Raw genomic sequence first — 15336 nt, forward strand, 5'->3', positions numbered from 1 at the left:
CAAATGCGGTGAGAATTCGCGTTGCTGAGGAGTGGGGCTTCCATGATCGAAGACTTTTGGAAGGATAAGTACCCAGCTGGGATTGCTGCCGACATCAATCCAGATGAGTATCCGAATATTCAGGCGGTGTTGAAGCAATCCTGCCAGCGCTTCGCCGACAAACCGGCATTCAGCAACCTTGGCAAGACGATCACCTACGGTGAGCTGTACGAGCTGTCCGGTGCCTTTGCCGCGTACCTGCAACAGCATACCGATTTGCAGCCGGGCGATCGAATCGCCGTGCAACTGCCCAACGTCCTCCAGTACCCCGTCGCCGTGTTTGGTGCCATCCGAGCCGGGCTGATCGTGGTCAACACCAACCCGCTCTACACCGCGCGGGAAATGGAGCACCAGTTCAACGACTCCGGCGCCAAGGCGTTGGTGTGCCTGGCGAACATGGCGCACCTGGCCGAAAACGTGGTGCCCAAGACCAGCGTCAAGCACGTGATCGTCACGGAAGTGGCCGACCTGCTGCCGCCGCTCAAGCGTCTGTTGATCAACAGCGTGATCAAGTACGTCAAGAAGATGGTCCCGGCGTATCACCTGCCCAAGGCCATCAAGTTCAACGATGTGCTGCGCAAGGGCCACGGCCAGCCCGTGAACGAAGCCAACCCCAGCCGCGATGACGTGGCGGTGTTGCAATATACCGGCGGCACCACTGGCGTGGCCAAGGGCGCGATGCTGACCCACCGCAACCTGGTGGCGAACATGCTGCAGTGCAAGGCGCTGATGGGCTCCAACCTCAATGAAGGTTGCGAAGTGCTGATCACGCCGCTGCCGCTTTACCACATCTATGCCTTCACCTTTCATTGCATGGCGATGATGCTGATCGGCAACCACAACATCCTGATCAGCAACCCGCGCGACTTGTCGGCGATGGTCAAGGAGTTGTCGAAGTGGAAATTCAGCGGCTTCGTCGGTCTTAACACCTTGTTCGTGGCGCTTTGCAACAACGAAGCCTTCCGCAAGCTGGATTTCTCGGCGTTGAAAGTCACCCTGTCGGGCGGCATGGCCCTGCAGCTGGCGGCGGCGGAGCGCTGGAAAGCGGTCACCGGTTGCCCGATCTGCGAAGGTTACGGCATGACCGAGACGAGCCCGGTGGCGACCGTCAACCCGATCCAGAACATCCAGGTTGGCACCATCGGCATTCCGGTGCCGTCGACGTTGTGCAAGGTGATCAACGACGCAGGCGAAGAGCAGCCGTTGGGAGAAATCGGCGAATTGTGCGTGAAGGGCCCTCAGGTGATGAAGGGCTATTGGCAGCGCCAGGACGCCACCGACGAGATCCTCGACAGCGAAGGCTGGCTCAAGACCGGCGACATTGCGGTGATCCAGCCGGACGGCTACATGCGTATCGTCGATCGCAAGAAAGACATGATCCTGATCTCTGGCTTCAACGTCTATCCGAACGAGCTGGAGGATGTATTGGCCACTTTGCCCGGCGTGCTGCAATGCGCGGCCATCGGCGTACCGGACGAGAAGTCCGGCGAGGCGATCAAGATATTCATCGTCGCGCGTCCGGGTGTCACGCTGACCAAGGAACAGGTGATGGAGCACATGCGCGCCAACGTCACCGGCTACAAGGTGCCAAAGACCGTGGAGTTCCGCGATGCATTGCCGACCACCAATGTGGGCAAGATCCTGCGGCGCGAGTTGCGCGATGAAGAACTGAGGAAGTTGGGGCTGAAGAAGTAAAGCCGCCGCTGACAAAAGCCCCGCTGATGCGGGGCTTTTGTTTACGCGATGAATTCGCTGGTACAAAACTGTGGCGAGGGGATTTATCCCCTCACCACAGAAGCTCCTTTGTCCAAGGAGTCAGTTACAACCGAAACTGCGCAAAATCCAGGTTGGTGCCGCCCGGCCGCATGTCCTGCAGGTAGGAATCCTTGTCGGCGCTCAGTTCCAGGCTCAGGGCGGCCTTGCGTTTGCCCTGGTTGCGCACTTCCAGGCCTTCCATTTTTTCCCGCAGGAACACGGTCGGCACTTTCAGGTGCAGCAGTTCGTCGGTGGCCGGGGTGTGCAGCAGCAGGTGAATCCATTCGTACTGACCGATGGCCAGGCGCGCCACCGGAATATCGAACCAGAAGATGTTGCGGTTGCGGTTCAATTCGCTGAAATGGCAATTGTTGACACCCAGGACGGCACCGCCCAGTTCCTGGTTCCTGCGGGCGATGGCCTGCTTCTTATCGAGTTTCATAACGTTCCTACGGGATTGGAGCTTCGGGCCACGGCCTGAATACGAGGGGCATTCTCGACGGTTGCCGGCCAAACATAAAGCCCCGCTTGCACGAACGATGAAACTTGCCCAATGGATCTCCGGTCAATTCTGCGTCAGTTGGTAAAACGATGAAATTGCTCCAAAGTCGCCAAACAGGCTACTTTGTTGTAGAAAACGGCCCTTGAGTCGCCACGCGACCCCTCTTTTTGCGGCGAAAGGAGACGCTCATGATGTTCCCGGCCTTGAAAGGCTTGCCCTTGCACCGTGTGATGATGCGCACGGTGACCGAGTTTCTCGACGACGAGATGTCGACCTACGCCTCCGCTCTGGCTTACCAGATGCTGTTTTCATTGTTTCCCTTCATTCTTTTCCTGATCGCGCTGATCGGCTTCCTGCACCTGCCGGACTTTTTCTCCTGGCTGCGCCTGCAATCGGAACTGGTCCTGCCGCCCCAGGCGCTGGAGCAGGTCAACCCGGTGATCGACCAGCTGCAGCAATCCAAGGGCGGCTTGCTGTCGGTGGGTATCGTGGTTGCGTTGTGGACCGCGTCCGCTGGCGTGCGCCTGATGATGAGCGCCATGAACGCCGCTTATGACGTGGTCGAAGGCCGCCCGGCCTGGAAGCGTTTCCCGCTGTCGATCCTGTACACCGTCGGCATCGCCGGCATGCTGTTGGCCGCCGCCGCGCTGATGGTGTTGGGGCCGCAAGTGATGGGCTGGATTGCCGCGCAGATCGGCCTGGAGGAATTCATCGTTACCGTCTGGACCCTCGTGCGCTGGCCGGTCATCGTGTTTCTGCTGATGGTGGCCGTGGCGTTGATCTACTACGTGATGCCCGACGTGAAGCAGGAGTTTCGCTTCATCACGCCGGGCTCGGTATTGGCGGTGGTGGTGTGGATCATCGCGTCCCTGGGCTTTGCGTTCTACGTGAAGACGTTTGCCGACTACAACGCGATGTATGGCAGTATCGGCGCGATCATCGTGTTGTTGCTGTATTTCTACATCTCGGCGGCGGTGCTGCTGCTCGGCGCGGAGATGAATGCGGTGATCGAGCACATGTCCGCCGAAGGCAAGGACACGGGCGAAAAGACCCCGGGCGAGCACGAGAAGCAGCATGTGTCGGGCCTGGGGCGCGATCATTCCATCCATCACAACCACACTGACGAAGCCCGACCATGATCCGTGAAATCCTGAAGATGGGCGACGAACGCCTGCTGCGCATCGCTCCGCCGGTGCCGCCGGAAATGTTCGACAGTCCCGAGTTGTGGCAATTGATCGACGACATGTTCCAGACCATGGAAAGTGTTGGTGGCGTCGGGCTGGCGGCACCGCAGATCGGTGTGGACCTGCAACTGGTGATCTTCGGCTTCGAGCACAGCGAGCGCTATCCGGATGCCGAGGCGGTGCCGCAGACCATCCTGATCAACCCGCTGATCACGCCGCTGAGCCCACTGATGGAAGAAGGCTTTGAAGGCTGCTTGTCGGTGCCAGGCTTGCGTGGTGCGGTGAATCGCTACCAGCAGATCCGCTACGAAGGTTTCGACCCGAAGGGCGAGCCGATCGTGCGCGTCGCTTCAGGCTTCCACGCCCGGGTGGTGCAGCATGAATGCGATCACCTGATCGGCCGCTTGTACCCGTCGCGCATCACCGATTTCAGCAAGTTCGGCTTTACCGAGGTGATGTTTCCGGATCTCGATCCCATGGCCGACGATTGACAGCCCACCACCAAACCCCTTGTGGGAGCGAGTCTGCTCGCGAATGCGGTGTATCAGCCGCATCATCTGCTGGATTTTAAATCGCATTCGCGAGCAGGCTCGCTCCCACAGGGATATGCAGCGCCTTAGAGCTGTGCAGGCGCCAACCCCATCGCAATCATCGGCTTGCTACGCGCGTACCGGCTCAGTCGTTCAGCCATCGCATAAGGCAGCTCCGGGTCGAAACTGAACCCGCGTCGCTCATAAAAGCCGCGCAGGTCCGGGTGGCAGAACAACCACACCGGCTCGTCCAGGCCTTTCACGGCTTCGGCGATCAGCCGCCCCGCGACGCCTTGCACGCGGTACGCCGGGTCGACGAACAATCCCGTCAGCCAATGTCCCCCCGAAACCGGTCGCAGGCAGAGTGCCGCGATGATTTCTTCGCGCCGTGCCACCCAAAGCTGCGCGTCGCGCACGGCTTTCATCGACGACTGATGGGCGCGGTAGAACTTGTTCATCAGCGGCCATAGCGGCTCGTCGAGGCGTGTGCAGTGGAATTCGGACATGGCGCGGGCGCGGTGTGTAATGGAGGCGGGCGATTATAGGGGAACAAACAATGCGCCGGGATATTCCCGGCGCTTGTCTGGCGGGTTCACAGCGAGGCGAGGAACATGTCCGTGACCGGGTGCTTCTCATCCGACCGGCTTTCCTGGGCTTTTTCGACCTGTGCCATCGCCGCCTTGTCCTGCATGCGCTGGGCAATTTCCTCGCCGACCGCCAGTTGCTTCTCGGGCGGCATCGCCTCATATTCCTCTTCGGTAATGCCCATCTCCTCGAGAATGCTGTCGCGCAGGCGCTCTTCCGGCGTCTTGCTCATGTAGTCCTTGAACTGCGCCATGGCAGAGCTGGTGTCTTCAAGGGCTGACGAGCCGACCGTTTGCAATTGCACGCGGGTCTTGGCGAAGGCCTCATCAACCTTGTCACTGATCGCGGTAGCGGCGTTGACCTGCTGCGTGGCCTGCCGGGTGATGGACTCCTGGACTTGGGTGCTGCCTTGGTTGGCCTGGGCCTGGATATTGTCGCGCAGCGCTTGCAAGGCGGCGCTTTGCAGGCCGCTGGCGGCTTCGGCGGTGGGGTCTTCGCCCGGGCGCTTGAGGGGTAGGTTTATCGCTTGTTGTTTTACACTGACCAACATGATGAACACCTGCGGGTAATGGCTGAGCGATGGGCAGCAGCATATCCCGTGCCATCGTCGCAACGTCCCGTATTTCAAGGGCTACGGGGAAGGTGCGCTCAGCGGCGGTGGCCAAACCTTGCCGTTCGTCGGCAGGGATCGACCGCATCGTGCCGAGCCTCAGGTACTTTCGCGAACCTTGAGTTCGAAACCGAGGTCCACCACCGGCTGGGCGATGCGATTGCCGGCCATCAAGGTGAGCATCTGTTCCGCGGCGTGGCGGCCGACGGCTTCCCGGGGAGTACTGATGCTGCTCAAGCGCGGCACCATGTGTGCCGAGGCGGGCAGGTCGTTGAAACCGAGGATCGAAACCTGCTCGGGGATCTTGATGCCACAGCGCAACGCTTCGAGCAGGGCACCGTGGGCCAGGTCGTCGTTGCCGAAGAAGATCGCATCGACGTCCGGATGGCTCGCCAGCAATTGCAGGAACAACTCGCCGCCCAGGCCGACCGATGACGGGCGAGGGGTCAACACTTCCAGGTCCGGGTCGTAGAGCCCGACCTTCTGCAGCGCGCGACGGAAACCTTCGCCGCGCAGCAACGTCCGTTGGTCCAATTGCGCGCCGATGTAGGCCAGGCGCTTGCGCCCCCTGGAGATCAGATGCTCGGCAGCCGTTTCACCGGCCTTGAGCTGGGAAAAACCCACGCAGTTGAGGCCGGCCCCGGGGTCCAGTTCCATCATGTATACACAGGGGATATTGCTGGCCTCGATCATGCGCCGTGCGCTTTCGGTTCGGTCGAACCCGGTCAGCAACAAACCCCGGGGCTGATAGGCCATGTAGTTGCGCAACAGGTCTTCTTCTTCGTCCCGGGAATAGTGGTAGTTGCCGATCACCACTTCGAAGCCCTTGGGCCGCAAGACGCGATGAATGGCTTCCAGGGTATCGATGAACAACAGGTTGGACAGCGATGGCACCAGCACCACCACCGAATGGCTCTGGGCCGAGGCCAGGGCGCGGGCGGCGGGGTTGACGACGTAGTTGAGCTCAAGGGCGGCCTGGCGGACCTTTTCCACCAGCTCCACGGCCACGCTGCTGACGCCGCGCAGGGCACGGGAGGCGGTGATCGGGCTGACACCGGCCAGGCGTGCGACTTCATTGAGCGTGGGGCGACCGGTGGTGCGAGTATTCTTATCGTTTTTAGTGACGGTCATCAGGGCGGCTTGCCAAACAAAAATCAAGGCACTAAGGTAGCGCTGTCTCGGCGCGGCTGCAAATGCGTTGATGGGGTTTGCCTGATCCCTGTGCGCTGGTGCCGTGGACGAACATGCTGCAACCACAAAAATGACAAGAAGGCGTCGGCAACTTCTGCTTTTGCTGCGGTGTCATAACTGGCAAAGGTAGCGCTGTCTGCGCGCTGAGGTGTTACATGAATAATCCAATCACCGCCCTGGTCATCATGGGCGTTGCCGGTTGCGGCAAAACTTGCGTCAGCCAGGCCCTGTGCCAACTGAGCGGCGCCACCGCCATCGAAGGCGACACGTTCCACCCCGCGGCCAACATCCAGAAGATGAGCGCCGGTATCCCCCTGAACGACGACGACCGTGCCGGCTGGCTCGACAGCCTGTGCGACGAGTTGCGCCGTGTCGACGCCACGGGCGAGCGCCCGGTGCTGACGTGCTCGGCCCTCAAGCACAGCTATCGCGAGCGCCTGCGCAGCGCCTTGCCTGGCCTGGGCTTCGTTTTTCTCGAATTGACCCCTGAAGTGGCCGCCGACCGTGTTTCCCATCGTCCCGGTCATTTCATGCCGTCGACCTTGATCGACAGCCAGTTTGCCACCCTTGAATCTCCTGTTGGCGAGCCCCTGACCCTGGCTCTGGATGCGTCCAGCCACAGCATTGATGAGTTGGCACGCCAGGCTTACGTCTGGTGGCTGGCCCACGGTTTGAAGCTGGCCAGTTGAGTTTCAAAATTTTGCGTCAGAAAGATAGCGCTGTCCCGACGGTCCATAAATAACTGCTTCAATAACAACAACAAATCAGGAGACACCCCCCATGTTTGGCATGTCCCACGAGACGTACCTACTGCTTGATGCAGTGGTCACGGTGATCGGACTCATCGTCCTCATCACCAAGTTCAAGATCCACCCCTTCATTGCGCTGACCATCGCCGCCGCGTTTCTCGGCCTGACGTCGGGCATGCCGATCGGCACCATCATCAAGGCGTTCCAGGACGGCTTCGGTGGCGTGCTCGGTTTTGTCGGCATCATCCTCGCGCTGGGCACCATGCTCGGCAAAATGATGGCCGAGTCGGGCGGTGCCGATCAGATTGCCCAGACCCTCATCCGCGCCTTCGGCAAGGACAAGGTGCAATGGGCCATGATGTTCGCCGCGTTCCTGGTGGGCATCCCGCTGTTCTTCGAAATCGGTTTCGTGCTGCTGATCCCGCTGGTGTTCATCGTGGCGCGCCGCACTGGCGTGTCGATCATCAAGATCGGCATCCCGTTGCTCGCCGGCCTTTCCGCAGTCCACGGCCTGGTGCCGCCGCACCCGGGCCCGTTGCTGGCGATTGGCATCTTTGGTGCTGACATCGGCAAGACCATTCTCTATGGCCTGATTGTTGCGCTGCCGACCGCCATCATTGCCGGCCCGATTTTCGGTACGTTCATTGCCAAGCACATCCCCGGTCATCCGAACCAGGAACTGGTGGATCAACTGGCGCGTGAAACCGACGGCACCGAACTGCCGAGTTTCGGCATCACCCTGGTCACCGTGCTGTCGCCGGTGTTCCTGATGTTGCTCAAGACTTTTGCTGACGTGACGCTGCCGGACGGCAACTTCTTCCGCACCTGGATGGACATGATCGGCCACCCGATCTCGGCGCTGCTGTTGGCGTTGCTGTTGTCGCTGTACACCTTTGGCTACAAGCAGGGCATCGGCTCCAGCCAGATACTGAAATGGCTGGACGCCAGCCTGGCGCCGACGGCCGCGATCATCCTGATCATCGGTGCCGGTGGTGGCTTCAAGCAGATGCTGGTGACCAGCGGCGTGGGTGACGTGATCGGCCACATGGCGGTCAGCGCGCAGATCTCGCCGATCCTGTTGGCGTGGCTGGTGGCTGCGGTGATTCGGATTGCCACGGGTTCTGCGACCGTGGCCACCATTACCGGTGCCGGGATCGTGGTGCCGGTCGTTGGGATGATGCCGGGTGTGAACCGTGAGCTGCTGGTGCTGGCGACCGGTGCCGGTTCGTTGATCCTGTCCCACGTCAACGACGCGGGCTTCTGGCTGGTCAAGCAGTACTTCAACATGACCGTGGCCGAAACCTTCAAGACCTGGACGGCGATGGAAACCATCCTGTCGGTGGTGGGCTTGATCTTTATCCTGCTGCTGTCGTTGGTGATCTAACAGGCGCTGTGGCACAAACTGTGGGAGCGGGCTTGCTCGCGAAGGCGGTGTGTCAGTCATCATCTACTCGACTGACACTCAGCCTTCGCGAGCAAGCCCGCTCCCACACTGGTTCTGTGCTGCGCCGAAGTTCTGAGCCTGGCACAACAACCTGTGGGAGCGGGCTTGCTCGCGAAGGCGGTGTATTGGTTGACAGAATCTTCAGCGCTGCTTCAACCGGTCAATCACCACCGCCAGCAACAGGATCGAGCCGCGGATGACGTATTGGTAGAAGGTGTCGATGTTCTTCAGGTTCATCGCGTTCTCGATGATCGCCAGGATCAGCACGCCCGCGATGACGTGGCGGATCATGCCGATGCCGCCGCTCAACGAAACCCCACCGAGCACGCAGGCCGAGATCACGGTCAGCTCGAAGCCTTGGCCGATCATCGGTTGGCCCGACGTCATGCGCGAGGCCAGGATCACACCCGCCAGCGCACCAATAATGCCGTGCACGGCGAAGATGATGATCTTGGTGCGATCAACGTTCACCCCTGCCAACAACGCCGCTTCCTGGTTGCCACCGATGGCCATGGTGTTGCGCCCGTAGGTGGTGTAGTTCAGCAGCCAGCCGAAGAACAGGAAGCAGGCAATGGTGATCAGGATCGGCACCGGCACGCCGAACAACTGGCCGTTGCCGAAGACGAAGAAAGATTCTTCGGAAACGCCAACTGCTTTACCGTTGGCAAAGATATAGGCCAGGCCACGCACGATCTGCATGGTCGCCAGCGTGGTAATCAGCGCATTGACCCGCAGTTTCGCAATCACGATGCCGTTGATCAGGCCAACGATCAGCCCCATCACCAACGCCGCGCTGACCCCGAGGAAGACGCTGTCAGTGTCGCGCATCACCACTGCCGCAACCACGCCGGCACAGGCAATGACCGACCCCACCGACAAGTCGAAGTGCCCGGACGCCAGGCAATACAACATGGTGCAGGCCGCGATACCGGTGGTGGAAATCGCCAGGCCCAGGCCCCGCATGTTCAACGGCGACAGGAAGTTGTCGATCATCAGGGTGCAGAGCACGAAGATGCCGATGGCCGCCAGCAGCATGACCCAGTCGTCGAGGAAGCGGCGCAGGTCCAGGGGTTTGCGTGCCGTTGGCAGTGCATTGTTTTGAATGGTCATGATTTACCTCTCAGTTCGCCGCGTCGGCAACGCGTTGGCGCGGCAGCGCCAGTTGCAGCAGGTTGGATTCGTTGGCCTGGTCGCGCGGCAGCTCGCCACGCATGGCCCCTTCGCAGAGCACCAGGATTCGGTCGGAAGTGCCCATCACTTCCATCAGGTCACTGGACACCACAATCACCGCGATGCCCTCCGCCGCCAGGTTGTGGATAATCTGGTAGATCTCGGCCTTGGCACCGATGTCGATGCCACGGGTCGGCTCATCCAGCAGCAGGACTTTCATCGGCATCGACAGCCAGCGACCCAGAATCGCCTTCTGCTGGTTGCCGCCGGACAGGTACATGATTTTCTGGCTCGCCGCCGGGGTCTTCACCTTCAGCGACTTGATCTGCTTGTCGGCATTGCCCCGCTCCCAGTCACCACGCAACAGGCAGCCGAGCGCGGAATGAGCCGGACGAGCGCTGATGTTGATGTTCTCGCCCACGCTGCCCAACGGGATAATGCCTTCCTTCTTGCGGTCTTCCGGGCAGAGCAGCACGCCAGCGGCGATGGCATCGCGGGGCGAACGCAGTTTCAATTCCTTGCCGTGCAGCACCAGGCTGCCCTCGCTCTGGCGCTCCAGGCCACTGAGCAAGCGCAGCAGCTCGGTACGACCGGCGCCGACCAGCCCGAACAAGCCGAGGATCTCGCCCTTGTGCACCTGGAAACTCACCGGTTCGCGCAAGCCCGGCCCGAGCAGGCCCTTTACCTGCAACGCCACATCGCCGCGCTCCCGGGGACGATAGTCATAAATGTCCTGGATATCGCGACCGACCATGCACGTGACCAGCTGATCATGGGTCAGCTCGCTCATGTTCTCGAAAGTACGGACATAACGCCCGTCCTTGAAGACCGTCACTGCGTTACAGATACGGAACACTTCCTCCATGCGATGGCTGACGTACAGCACCACTTTGCCCTCGTCCCGCAGACGGGCGATGATCGCCATCAACCGGTCGATTTCCCGGGCCGACAGGCTGCTGGTCGGCTCGTCGAAGGCGATGACATGGGCGCCACGGGACAACGCCTTGGCGATTTCCACCAATTGGCGCTGACCCAGGGACAGGCGACCGACTTTTTCCTGTGGGTCGATTTCGTCCGCCAGGCCTTTGAGCAGCGTCAACGCCTGCTGGCGCAGCACGCCACGATTGACCAGGCCGAAACGCGCCGGCAAGTGACCGAGGAACAAGTTCTCCGCGACGGTCATTTCCGGCACCAGGTGTAACTCTTGGTGAATCACCGCGACACCACTGGCGATGCTGTCGGCGGTGCCTTTGAAGGCCATCGTCTGCTCGCCGATCTGCAGATCACCGCTGCTCGGAATGTAGGCGCCACCGAGGATCTTGAGCAAGGTGGACTTGCCCGCGCCGTTCTCGCCCATCAAGGCATGCACCTGCCCCGGATGCGCGACGAAACTGATATTGGCCAGCGCCTGCACGCCGGGAAACGATTTACCGATCCCGTTGAATCGCAAGCTGCCACCGATGTTCTGTTGCTGTGCCGCTGTTTGCGCTTGCATAACCACCTCGAACTTACAGAGATCAAGCGACCCCGTCACGTGTGTGACCGGGGCCGCTTTTGAATCAACCGGCCATCAATTCCACAAGCCGATCTTTTCCAGCTCCTGCTTGAAGTTCTCCCGGGTGATCAGCGTCACCTCGTCCATGGCGGTGTACTTCGGCGGCTCCTTGCCGGTGGTGACCCACTCGTACATCATTTCGGCAGTCTTGTAGCCTTCGATGTGCGGGCTCGGCAGCATCGAACCGAAGAAGCCGCTTTCCGGTTTCTTCAGCTCGCCGATGGCGTCAGTGCCGTTGATACCAATACCGATCACGTTGGCCGCCTTGAACCCGGCCGCTTCGGTGGCACGCACGCCGCCCAGCACGGTGTTGTCGTTCATGCCGCCGATGATCAGGTTTTTCGCGCCGCTTGGCAGCTTCACCAACGCCGAGTTGGTGGAGTCCATGCTGCCGGGGACGTCGAGAGTTTTCAGGGCCGCGAAGAGGATGTGGTCTTTCGGCATGCCTGCGTCTTCCAGAGACTTGACCGAACCGTCGGTGCGCTTCTTGCCGGTGTCCAGCTCGTTGAAGGTGTTGACCACCGCGTAGGTGTCTTTCCAATCCCAGCCACGTTTTTTCGCTTCGGCCGCCATGGCGGCGCCTTGCTTCTGGCCCACCTCGAACGCAGCCATGCCCAGGTACGGCACGTCTTCCATGAACTTGCCCTTGGAATCGACAAAACGGTCGTCCACGGCAATCACCTTGAGATCATTGAGTTTGGCCTTGGCCATGATGGCCGGGCCGAGGGACACGTCCGGCGGACAGATCACGAAGCCCTTGGCACCGTTGGCGGCCAGGCTGTCGATGGCCGAGAGGGTCTTCTCGCCGTCGGGCACGGCGATCTTGATCAATTGGAAGCCTTTGTCTTTGGCAGCTTTTTCAGCGAACGCCCACTCGGTCTGGAACCAGGGCTCCTCGGCCTGCTTGACCAGGAAACCGATTTTTACCGGATCGGCCGCCAGCAAGTGGCTGCTGAGGCTGACCGCGGTCACCGCGAGGGCGGCGCGACACAGGGAACGGATCCCACGACGATGTTTCATAGCTGACTCCTTGTTTTTTTTATTGAAAGCCAAACGTCCAGGGATCTGCTCCACGTGGGTGGAAATGCGCAGGCTGGTCGCTCAAATCGTGTTACTGCACAGCATAGGTCTAAATAGTCATATCGTATGATGATTGGATTACAGGCGAAGTTTCCTACCGCAATCCAAGAATGTTCAGTCGTGGTACATGACCGAACGTCCACCATCGATGGTGATGCATGAAGCATTGATAAACGGTGCTTCGTCACCGGCCAGGAATACGGCCGTCATCGCCACTTCGATCGGCTGCCCGATACGCCGTGGCGGGTGCAGATCCAGCGCGCGCTGGCGTTCGGCATGGGGATCGGCGAAGCCGTTCCAGTAGTCGATGTTCAGTTGCGTCTCGATGTAGCCCGGCGCGATGGCATTCACGCGCACGCCCTTGGGCGCGTACTCGATGCCCAGGGCGCGGGTCAGGCCCAGCAGCCCATGCTTGGCGACGGGATACGGGAAACAGCCAGGAATGATGTGGGACGAATGGGTCGAGGCAATGTTGATGATGCTGCCCACGCCCTGCTCGATCATTTGCGGCAATACCGCCTTGCAACCGTACCAGGCGCCATCCAGGTCGATGGCGAAGCAGCGGCGCCAGTCCTCTTCGGTCATTTCCAGCGGATCGCGGAACACATTGACGCCAGCGCAGTTCACCAGCACATCGATGCGACCGTGCAGTTCAACAGCCCGGCGGGCCATGGCGTGCAGATCCTGCTGGTTCGAAACGTCGACCTTCAGCGCCTGCACATCGGCGCCTTGTCCGCGCCAATGGGCGGCGACGGCTTCGACTTTTTCAGCCTGGATATCGCTGATCACCAGTCGTGCCTGTTGCGACGCGAATGCGGCCACGATTGCTTCGCCGATACCTTGGGCCGCGCCGGTCAGCAACACGACCTTGTCTTTCAGTCGCTGCCCTTTGGGAGGCTCGGGCACGGGCGGCAAGCACAGCACGTCAGCCATGAATCATGACTCCCGCAGGCAGGCACGACAAAAACCGGACATCCGTTGATGGCCGGCCTGACAGAGCCTGAACGAGGAGTTGTTCGCGGACGCCGCCAGGGCGTCCGGGAAAAGATTGATGCATCGCTTCACCTGTTTTGTTTTTTTAGTGTGAGTGCGTATTGCTGATGGAGCCGACTATAAACCCGACCGCCAAATAATCTCAATATATATATTTACATCCCATATTTTGGGATTTAACCAGCGAACCGCGTACAAGGCATGCCCGGCACATCGACGCGCATCGACAGCACCGCACCGTCCAGCGGATGACCGAGCGGACTGGCCGCACTGGTGATGTACAGCGTCTTGAGATCTTCCCCGCCGAATACACAACTGGTCGGGCGACTGACCGGCAGTTCTATCACCCGATCGACATGGCCGTCCGGATGCAACCGCAGCAGGCAACTGCCGTCCCAGCGAGCGTTCCAGACATAACCCCGTGCATCCATGGCCGAACCGTCCGGGCCGCCACGGGAATGGGGTCCGAACCAGACTTCAGCCGGCGCCAGCTTGCCATCGGGGTAAATGAAATGACGGTACAGCGTGCCGTCCAGGCTTTCGCCGAAATACACCGTCGTGCCATCGGGGCTCCATAACAGCGTGTTGGGAATACCCAGGCCGCGTAGCAACGGCATCACACGGCCATCGGTCCCGACACGGAACAGGCCGCCGGAACGCCGCTCGACAGGCAGGTCTTCGCCATGTTCACCGATGTTGTTCTGCATGGTACCGAGCCAGAGCTGGCCCAACGCGTCGCAGCGGGCTTCGTTGGCGCGGTTGCCAGGCTGTGGATCGGCCATGCACAGCAGCTTCAGGCGCGGCTCCAACCCTGGCGAATCGAGATCCAACCGATAGACACCACTGCTCAGCGTCACCAACGCGTCGCCGCTCTGGGTCGGGATAAACGCCGAGACGTGTTCGGGCATCTGCCAGATCTGCACGTTCGCGCCAATCAGCCGCAGCGCTTGCTTGCCGATGATATCGACCCAATACAACGCCTGCGTCGGCTCATCCCAGAATGGCCCCTCGCCCAGCTTCGCGCGGTGTTCTGTCAAAGCCGTCCACTTCATTGAAACCTCCTGTCCCCGGGTGCCCCGGCGTTATCTGGTCGACCGGCCATGACATTGGGATAAAAACGCTTGATGGCCAGGTCTGCGTTATCGATCAGGGTCATGCAGGCCCAGACGCCCCGCGTCGCATCCCGTGCGGCGATCGCCTCGGCAATGTCCTTGTGGATCGGCAAAGTGCGGCGCAGCTCGTCCGGGTCGGCCGCCGACACCTCGAACGAAACCGCCAGCAACGCGCCCAAGGCCGGAACCATTTGTTCGATGAATTGATTGTGGCTGGCGGCGAGAATGCATTCGTGGAAGAACTGGTCGGCGCGGTTGTAATCCGCGCCGCTGTCCACCGCCCGCTCCAAGGCATGATAGGCCACGCGGATCGCCTGCACCTGCTCGGCCGTCGCCCGTTCGCAGGCCCATCTCACGGCCATGGGTTCGATGGTGCGTCGCAGGTCCAGCAGGTCGTCGACGAAGTTTTCCGGCAGGCCACTGCGTGACAGCCAGCCGACTACTTGCGGATCAAACAGATTCCAGCGGCGCACCGGCAGCACCCGCGTGCCGACCTTCGGCCCGACCTCCAGCATGCCTTTGGCAACCAGCGTCTTGATGGCCTCGCGAATCACCGTGCGGCTGACGCCCAGTTGCTCGCCAAGGTCTGCTTCGACCTTGATGGTTTGCCCAGGCTTGACCTGGCCGGCGGCAATCCAGCCCCCCAGCCAATCGACGGTCGATGCGTGAAAACTGCTGGACATGAATACCCCGTGGGCGATTTTTTGTTAGGCGCCCACGCTAATCATCATACGATTGGGTGTCAATTTGAATTTTGCATACCACTGTGGGAGCGGACTTGCTCGCGAAAGCGGTGGGTCAGTTGTGAAGGTGTTGGATGTACCGACGCCTTCGCGA

General features: G+C 60.6%; 15 protein-coding genes. 5 read left to right on the forward strand and 10 right to left on the reverse strand.

The features are described from left to right. The first annotated feature begins 42 nt into the window (after positions 1-42). Positions 43-1734: a long-chain-fatty-acid--CoA ligase FadD1 gene (gene fadD1, locus JMN22_RS17000; RefSeq protein ID WP_198797695.1), complete on the forward strand. Its 1692-nt coding sequence runs from the start codon at positions 43-45 to the stop codon at positions 1732-1734. A gap of 124 nt (positions 1735-1858) precedes the next feature. Here fadD1 and JMN22_RS17005 read toward each other — a convergent pair whose 3' ends face one another. Beyond that, positions 1859-2236: a hypothetical protein gene (locus JMN22_RS17005; RefSeq protein ID WP_030139341.1), complete on the reverse strand. Its 378-nt coding sequence runs from the start codon at positions 2234-2236 to the stop codon at positions 1859-1861. A 248-nt stretch (positions 2237-2484) separates the two neighbouring features. On the opposite strand from JMN22_RS17005, the gene JMN22_RS17010 reads away from it, so the two are divergent. Together JMN22_RS17010 and def are read left to right on the forward strand one after the other, a co-directional pair. Then, the gene (locus JMN22_RS17010) at positions 2485-3435 is read left to right on the forward strand and encodes a YihY/virulence factor BrkB family protein (protein WP_030139340.1); all 951 of its coding nucleotides are present in this window, start codon (positions 2485-2487) and stop codon (positions 3433-3435) included. Continuing rightward, positions 3432-3971, forward strand: a complete 540-nt coding sequence (def, locus tag JMN22_RS17015; RefSeq protein ID WP_198797696.1) for a peptide deformylase — start codon at positions 3432-3434, stop codon at positions 3969-3971. The genes JMN22_RS17010 and def overlap by 4 nt, the downstream gene beginning before the upstream one ends. A gap of 125 nt (positions 3972-4096) precedes the next feature. On the opposite strand, the gene JMN22_RS17020 is transcribed toward def, so the two are convergent. The 3 genes from JMN22_RS17020 to JMN22_RS17030 all read right to left on the reverse strand — a co-directional run bounded on the left by JMN22_RS17020 (position 4097) and on the right by JMN22_RS17030 (position 6336). Further along, positions 4097-4516, reverse strand: coding sequence for a GNAT family N-acetyltransferase (locus JMN22_RS17020; protein WP_198797697.1), 420 nt, complete (start codon positions 4514-4516; stop codon positions 4097-4099). Between the two features lie 86 nt (positions 4517-4602). Then, on the reverse strand, positions 4603-5145 hold the full coding sequence (locus JMN22_RS17025) for a hypothetical protein (protein ID WP_030139337.1): 543 nt from the start codon (positions 5143-5145) through the stop codon (positions 4603-4605). Between the two features lie 159 nt (positions 5146-5304). Continuing rightward, a complete protein-coding gene (locus tag JMN22_RS17030; RefSeq protein WP_030139336.1) occupies positions 5305-6336 on the reverse strand; it encodes a LacI family DNA-binding transcriptional regulator in 1032 nt (343 codons plus the stop codon). A 215-nt stretch (positions 6337-6551) separates the two neighbouring features. Here JMN22_RS17030 and JMN22_RS17035 point away from each other — a divergent pair, with 215 nt between their 5' ends. Together JMN22_RS17035 and JMN22_RS17040 are read left to right on the forward strand one after the other, a co-directional pair. Then, the gene (locus tag JMN22_RS17035) at positions 6552-7085 is read left to right on the forward strand and encodes a gluconokinase (protein WP_030139335.1); all 534 of its coding nucleotides are present in this window, start codon (positions 6552-6554) and stop codon (positions 7083-7085) included. 91 nt (positions 7086-7176) lie between these two features. Further along, entirely contained in the window at positions 7177-8529 is a 1353-nt protein-coding gene (locus tag JMN22_RS17040) for a GntP family permease (RefSeq protein ID WP_198797698.1), read from the forward strand. A gap of 201 nt (positions 8530-8730) precedes the next feature. Here the strand turns inward: JMN22_RS17040 and araH are convergent, their stop codons facing one another. From araH to JMN22_RS17070, 6 genes are all read right to left on the reverse strand, one after another. After that, complete coding sequence (araH, locus tag JMN22_RS17045) at positions 8731-9699, reverse strand: L-arabinose ABC transporter permease AraH (RefSeq protein WP_030137724.1); 969 nt, start codon at positions 9697-9699, stop codon at positions 8731-8733. Between the two features lie 10 nt (positions 9700-9709). Further along, positions 9710-11254 carry an L-arabinose ABC transporter ATP-binding protein AraG gene (araG, locus tag JMN22_RS17050; RefSeq protein ID WP_198798198.1) on the reverse strand — a complete coding sequence of 515 codons (1545 nt, stop codon included), beginning with the start codon at positions 11252-11254 and terminating at the stop codon, positions 9710-9712. A gap of 75 nt (positions 11255-11329) precedes the next feature. After that, positions 11330-12334 carry a substrate-binding domain-containing protein gene (locus JMN22_RS17055; protein ID WP_030137722.1) on the reverse strand — a complete coding sequence of 335 codons (1005 nt, stop codon included), beginning with the start codon at positions 12332-12334 and terminating at the stop codon, positions 11330-11332. A 174-nt stretch (positions 12335-12508) separates the two neighbouring features. Beyond that, positions 12509-13327: an SDR family oxidoreductase gene (locus JMN22_RS17060; protein WP_198798199.1), complete on the reverse strand. Its 819-nt coding sequence runs from the start codon at positions 13325-13327 to the stop codon at positions 12509-12511. A gap of 236 nt (positions 13328-13563) precedes the next feature. Continuing rightward, entirely contained in the window at positions 13564-14439 is an 876-nt protein-coding gene (locus tag JMN22_RS17065) for an SMP-30/gluconolactonase/LRE family protein (protein WP_198798200.1), read from the reverse strand. Beyond that, positions 14436-15182, reverse strand: coding sequence for a FadR/GntR family transcriptional regulator (locus JMN22_RS17070; protein ID WP_030137719.1), 747 nt, complete (start codon positions 15180-15182; stop codon positions 14436-14438). The genes JMN22_RS17065 and JMN22_RS17070 overlap by 4 nt, the downstream gene beginning before the upstream one ends. Positions 15183-15336: the final 154 nt, after the last annotated feature.

The sequence above is a fragment of the Pseudomonas sp. HB05 genome, from assembly GCF_016756915.1.
GTDB lineage: Bacteria > Pseudomonadota > Gammaproteobacteria > Pseudomonadales > Pseudomonadaceae > Aquipseudomonas > Aquipseudomonas alvandae.

Bases quoted from the DNA above. Each gene is read 5' to 3' on its own strand.
- fadD1 (WP_198797695.1), top strand. From the start codon at position 43: ATGATCGAAGACTTTTGGAAGGATAAGTACCCAGCTGGGATTGCTGCC.
- araG (WP_198798198.1), bottom strand. From the start codon at position 11,254: ATGCAAGCGCAAACAGCGGCACAGCAACAGAACATCGGTGGCAGCTTG.
- JMN22_RS17070 (WP_030137719.1), bottom strand. From the start codon at position 15,182: ATGTCCAGCAGTTTTCACGCATCGACCGTCGATTGGCTGGGGGGCTGG.
- JMN22_RS17035 (WP_030139335.1), top strand. From the start codon at position 6,552: ATGAATAATCCAATCACCGCCCTGGTCATCATGGGCGTTGCCGGTTGC.
- def (WP_198797696.1), top strand. From the start codon at position 3,432: ATGATCCGTGAAATCCTGAAGATGGGCGACGAACGCCTGCTGCGCATC.
- JMN22_RS17005 (WP_030139341.1), bottom strand. From the start codon at position 2,236: ATGAAACTCGATAAGAAGCAGGCCATCGCCCGCAGGAACCAGGAACTG.
- JMN22_RS17060 (WP_198798199.1), bottom strand. From the start codon at position 13,327: ATGGCTGACGTGCTGTGCTTGCCGCCCGTGCCCGAGCCTCCCAAAGGG.
- JMN22_RS17040 (WP_198797698.1), top strand. From the start codon at position 7,177: ATGTTTGGCATGTCCCACGAGACGTACCTACTGCTTGATGCAGTGGTC.
- JMN22_RS17025 (WP_030139337.1), bottom strand. From the start codon at position 5,145: ATGTTGGTCAGTGTAAAACAACAAGCGATAAACCTACCCCTCAAGCGC.
- JMN22_RS17055 (WP_030137722.1), bottom strand. From the start codon at position 12,334: ATGAAACATCGTCGTGGGATCCGTTCCCTGTGTCGCGCCGCCCTCGCG.
- JMN22_RS17030 (WP_030139336.1), bottom strand. From the start codon at position 6,336: ATGACCGTCACTAAAAACGATAAGAATACTCGCACCACCGGTCGCCCC.
- araH (WP_030137724.1), bottom strand. From the start codon at position 9,699: ATGACCATTCAAAACAATGCACTGCCAACGGCACGCAAACCCCTGGAC.
- JMN22_RS17065 (WP_198798200.1), bottom strand. From the start codon at position 14,439: ATGAAGTGGACGGCTTTGACAGAACACCGCGCGAAGCTGGGCGAGGGG.
- JMN22_RS17020 (WP_198797697.1), bottom strand. From the start codon at position 4,516: ATGTCCGAATTCCACTGCACACGCCTCGACGAGCCGCTATGGCCGCTG.
- JMN22_RS17010 (WP_030139340.1), top strand. From the start codon at position 2,485: ATGATGTTCCCGGCCTTGAAAGGCTTGCCCTTGCACCGTGTGATGATG.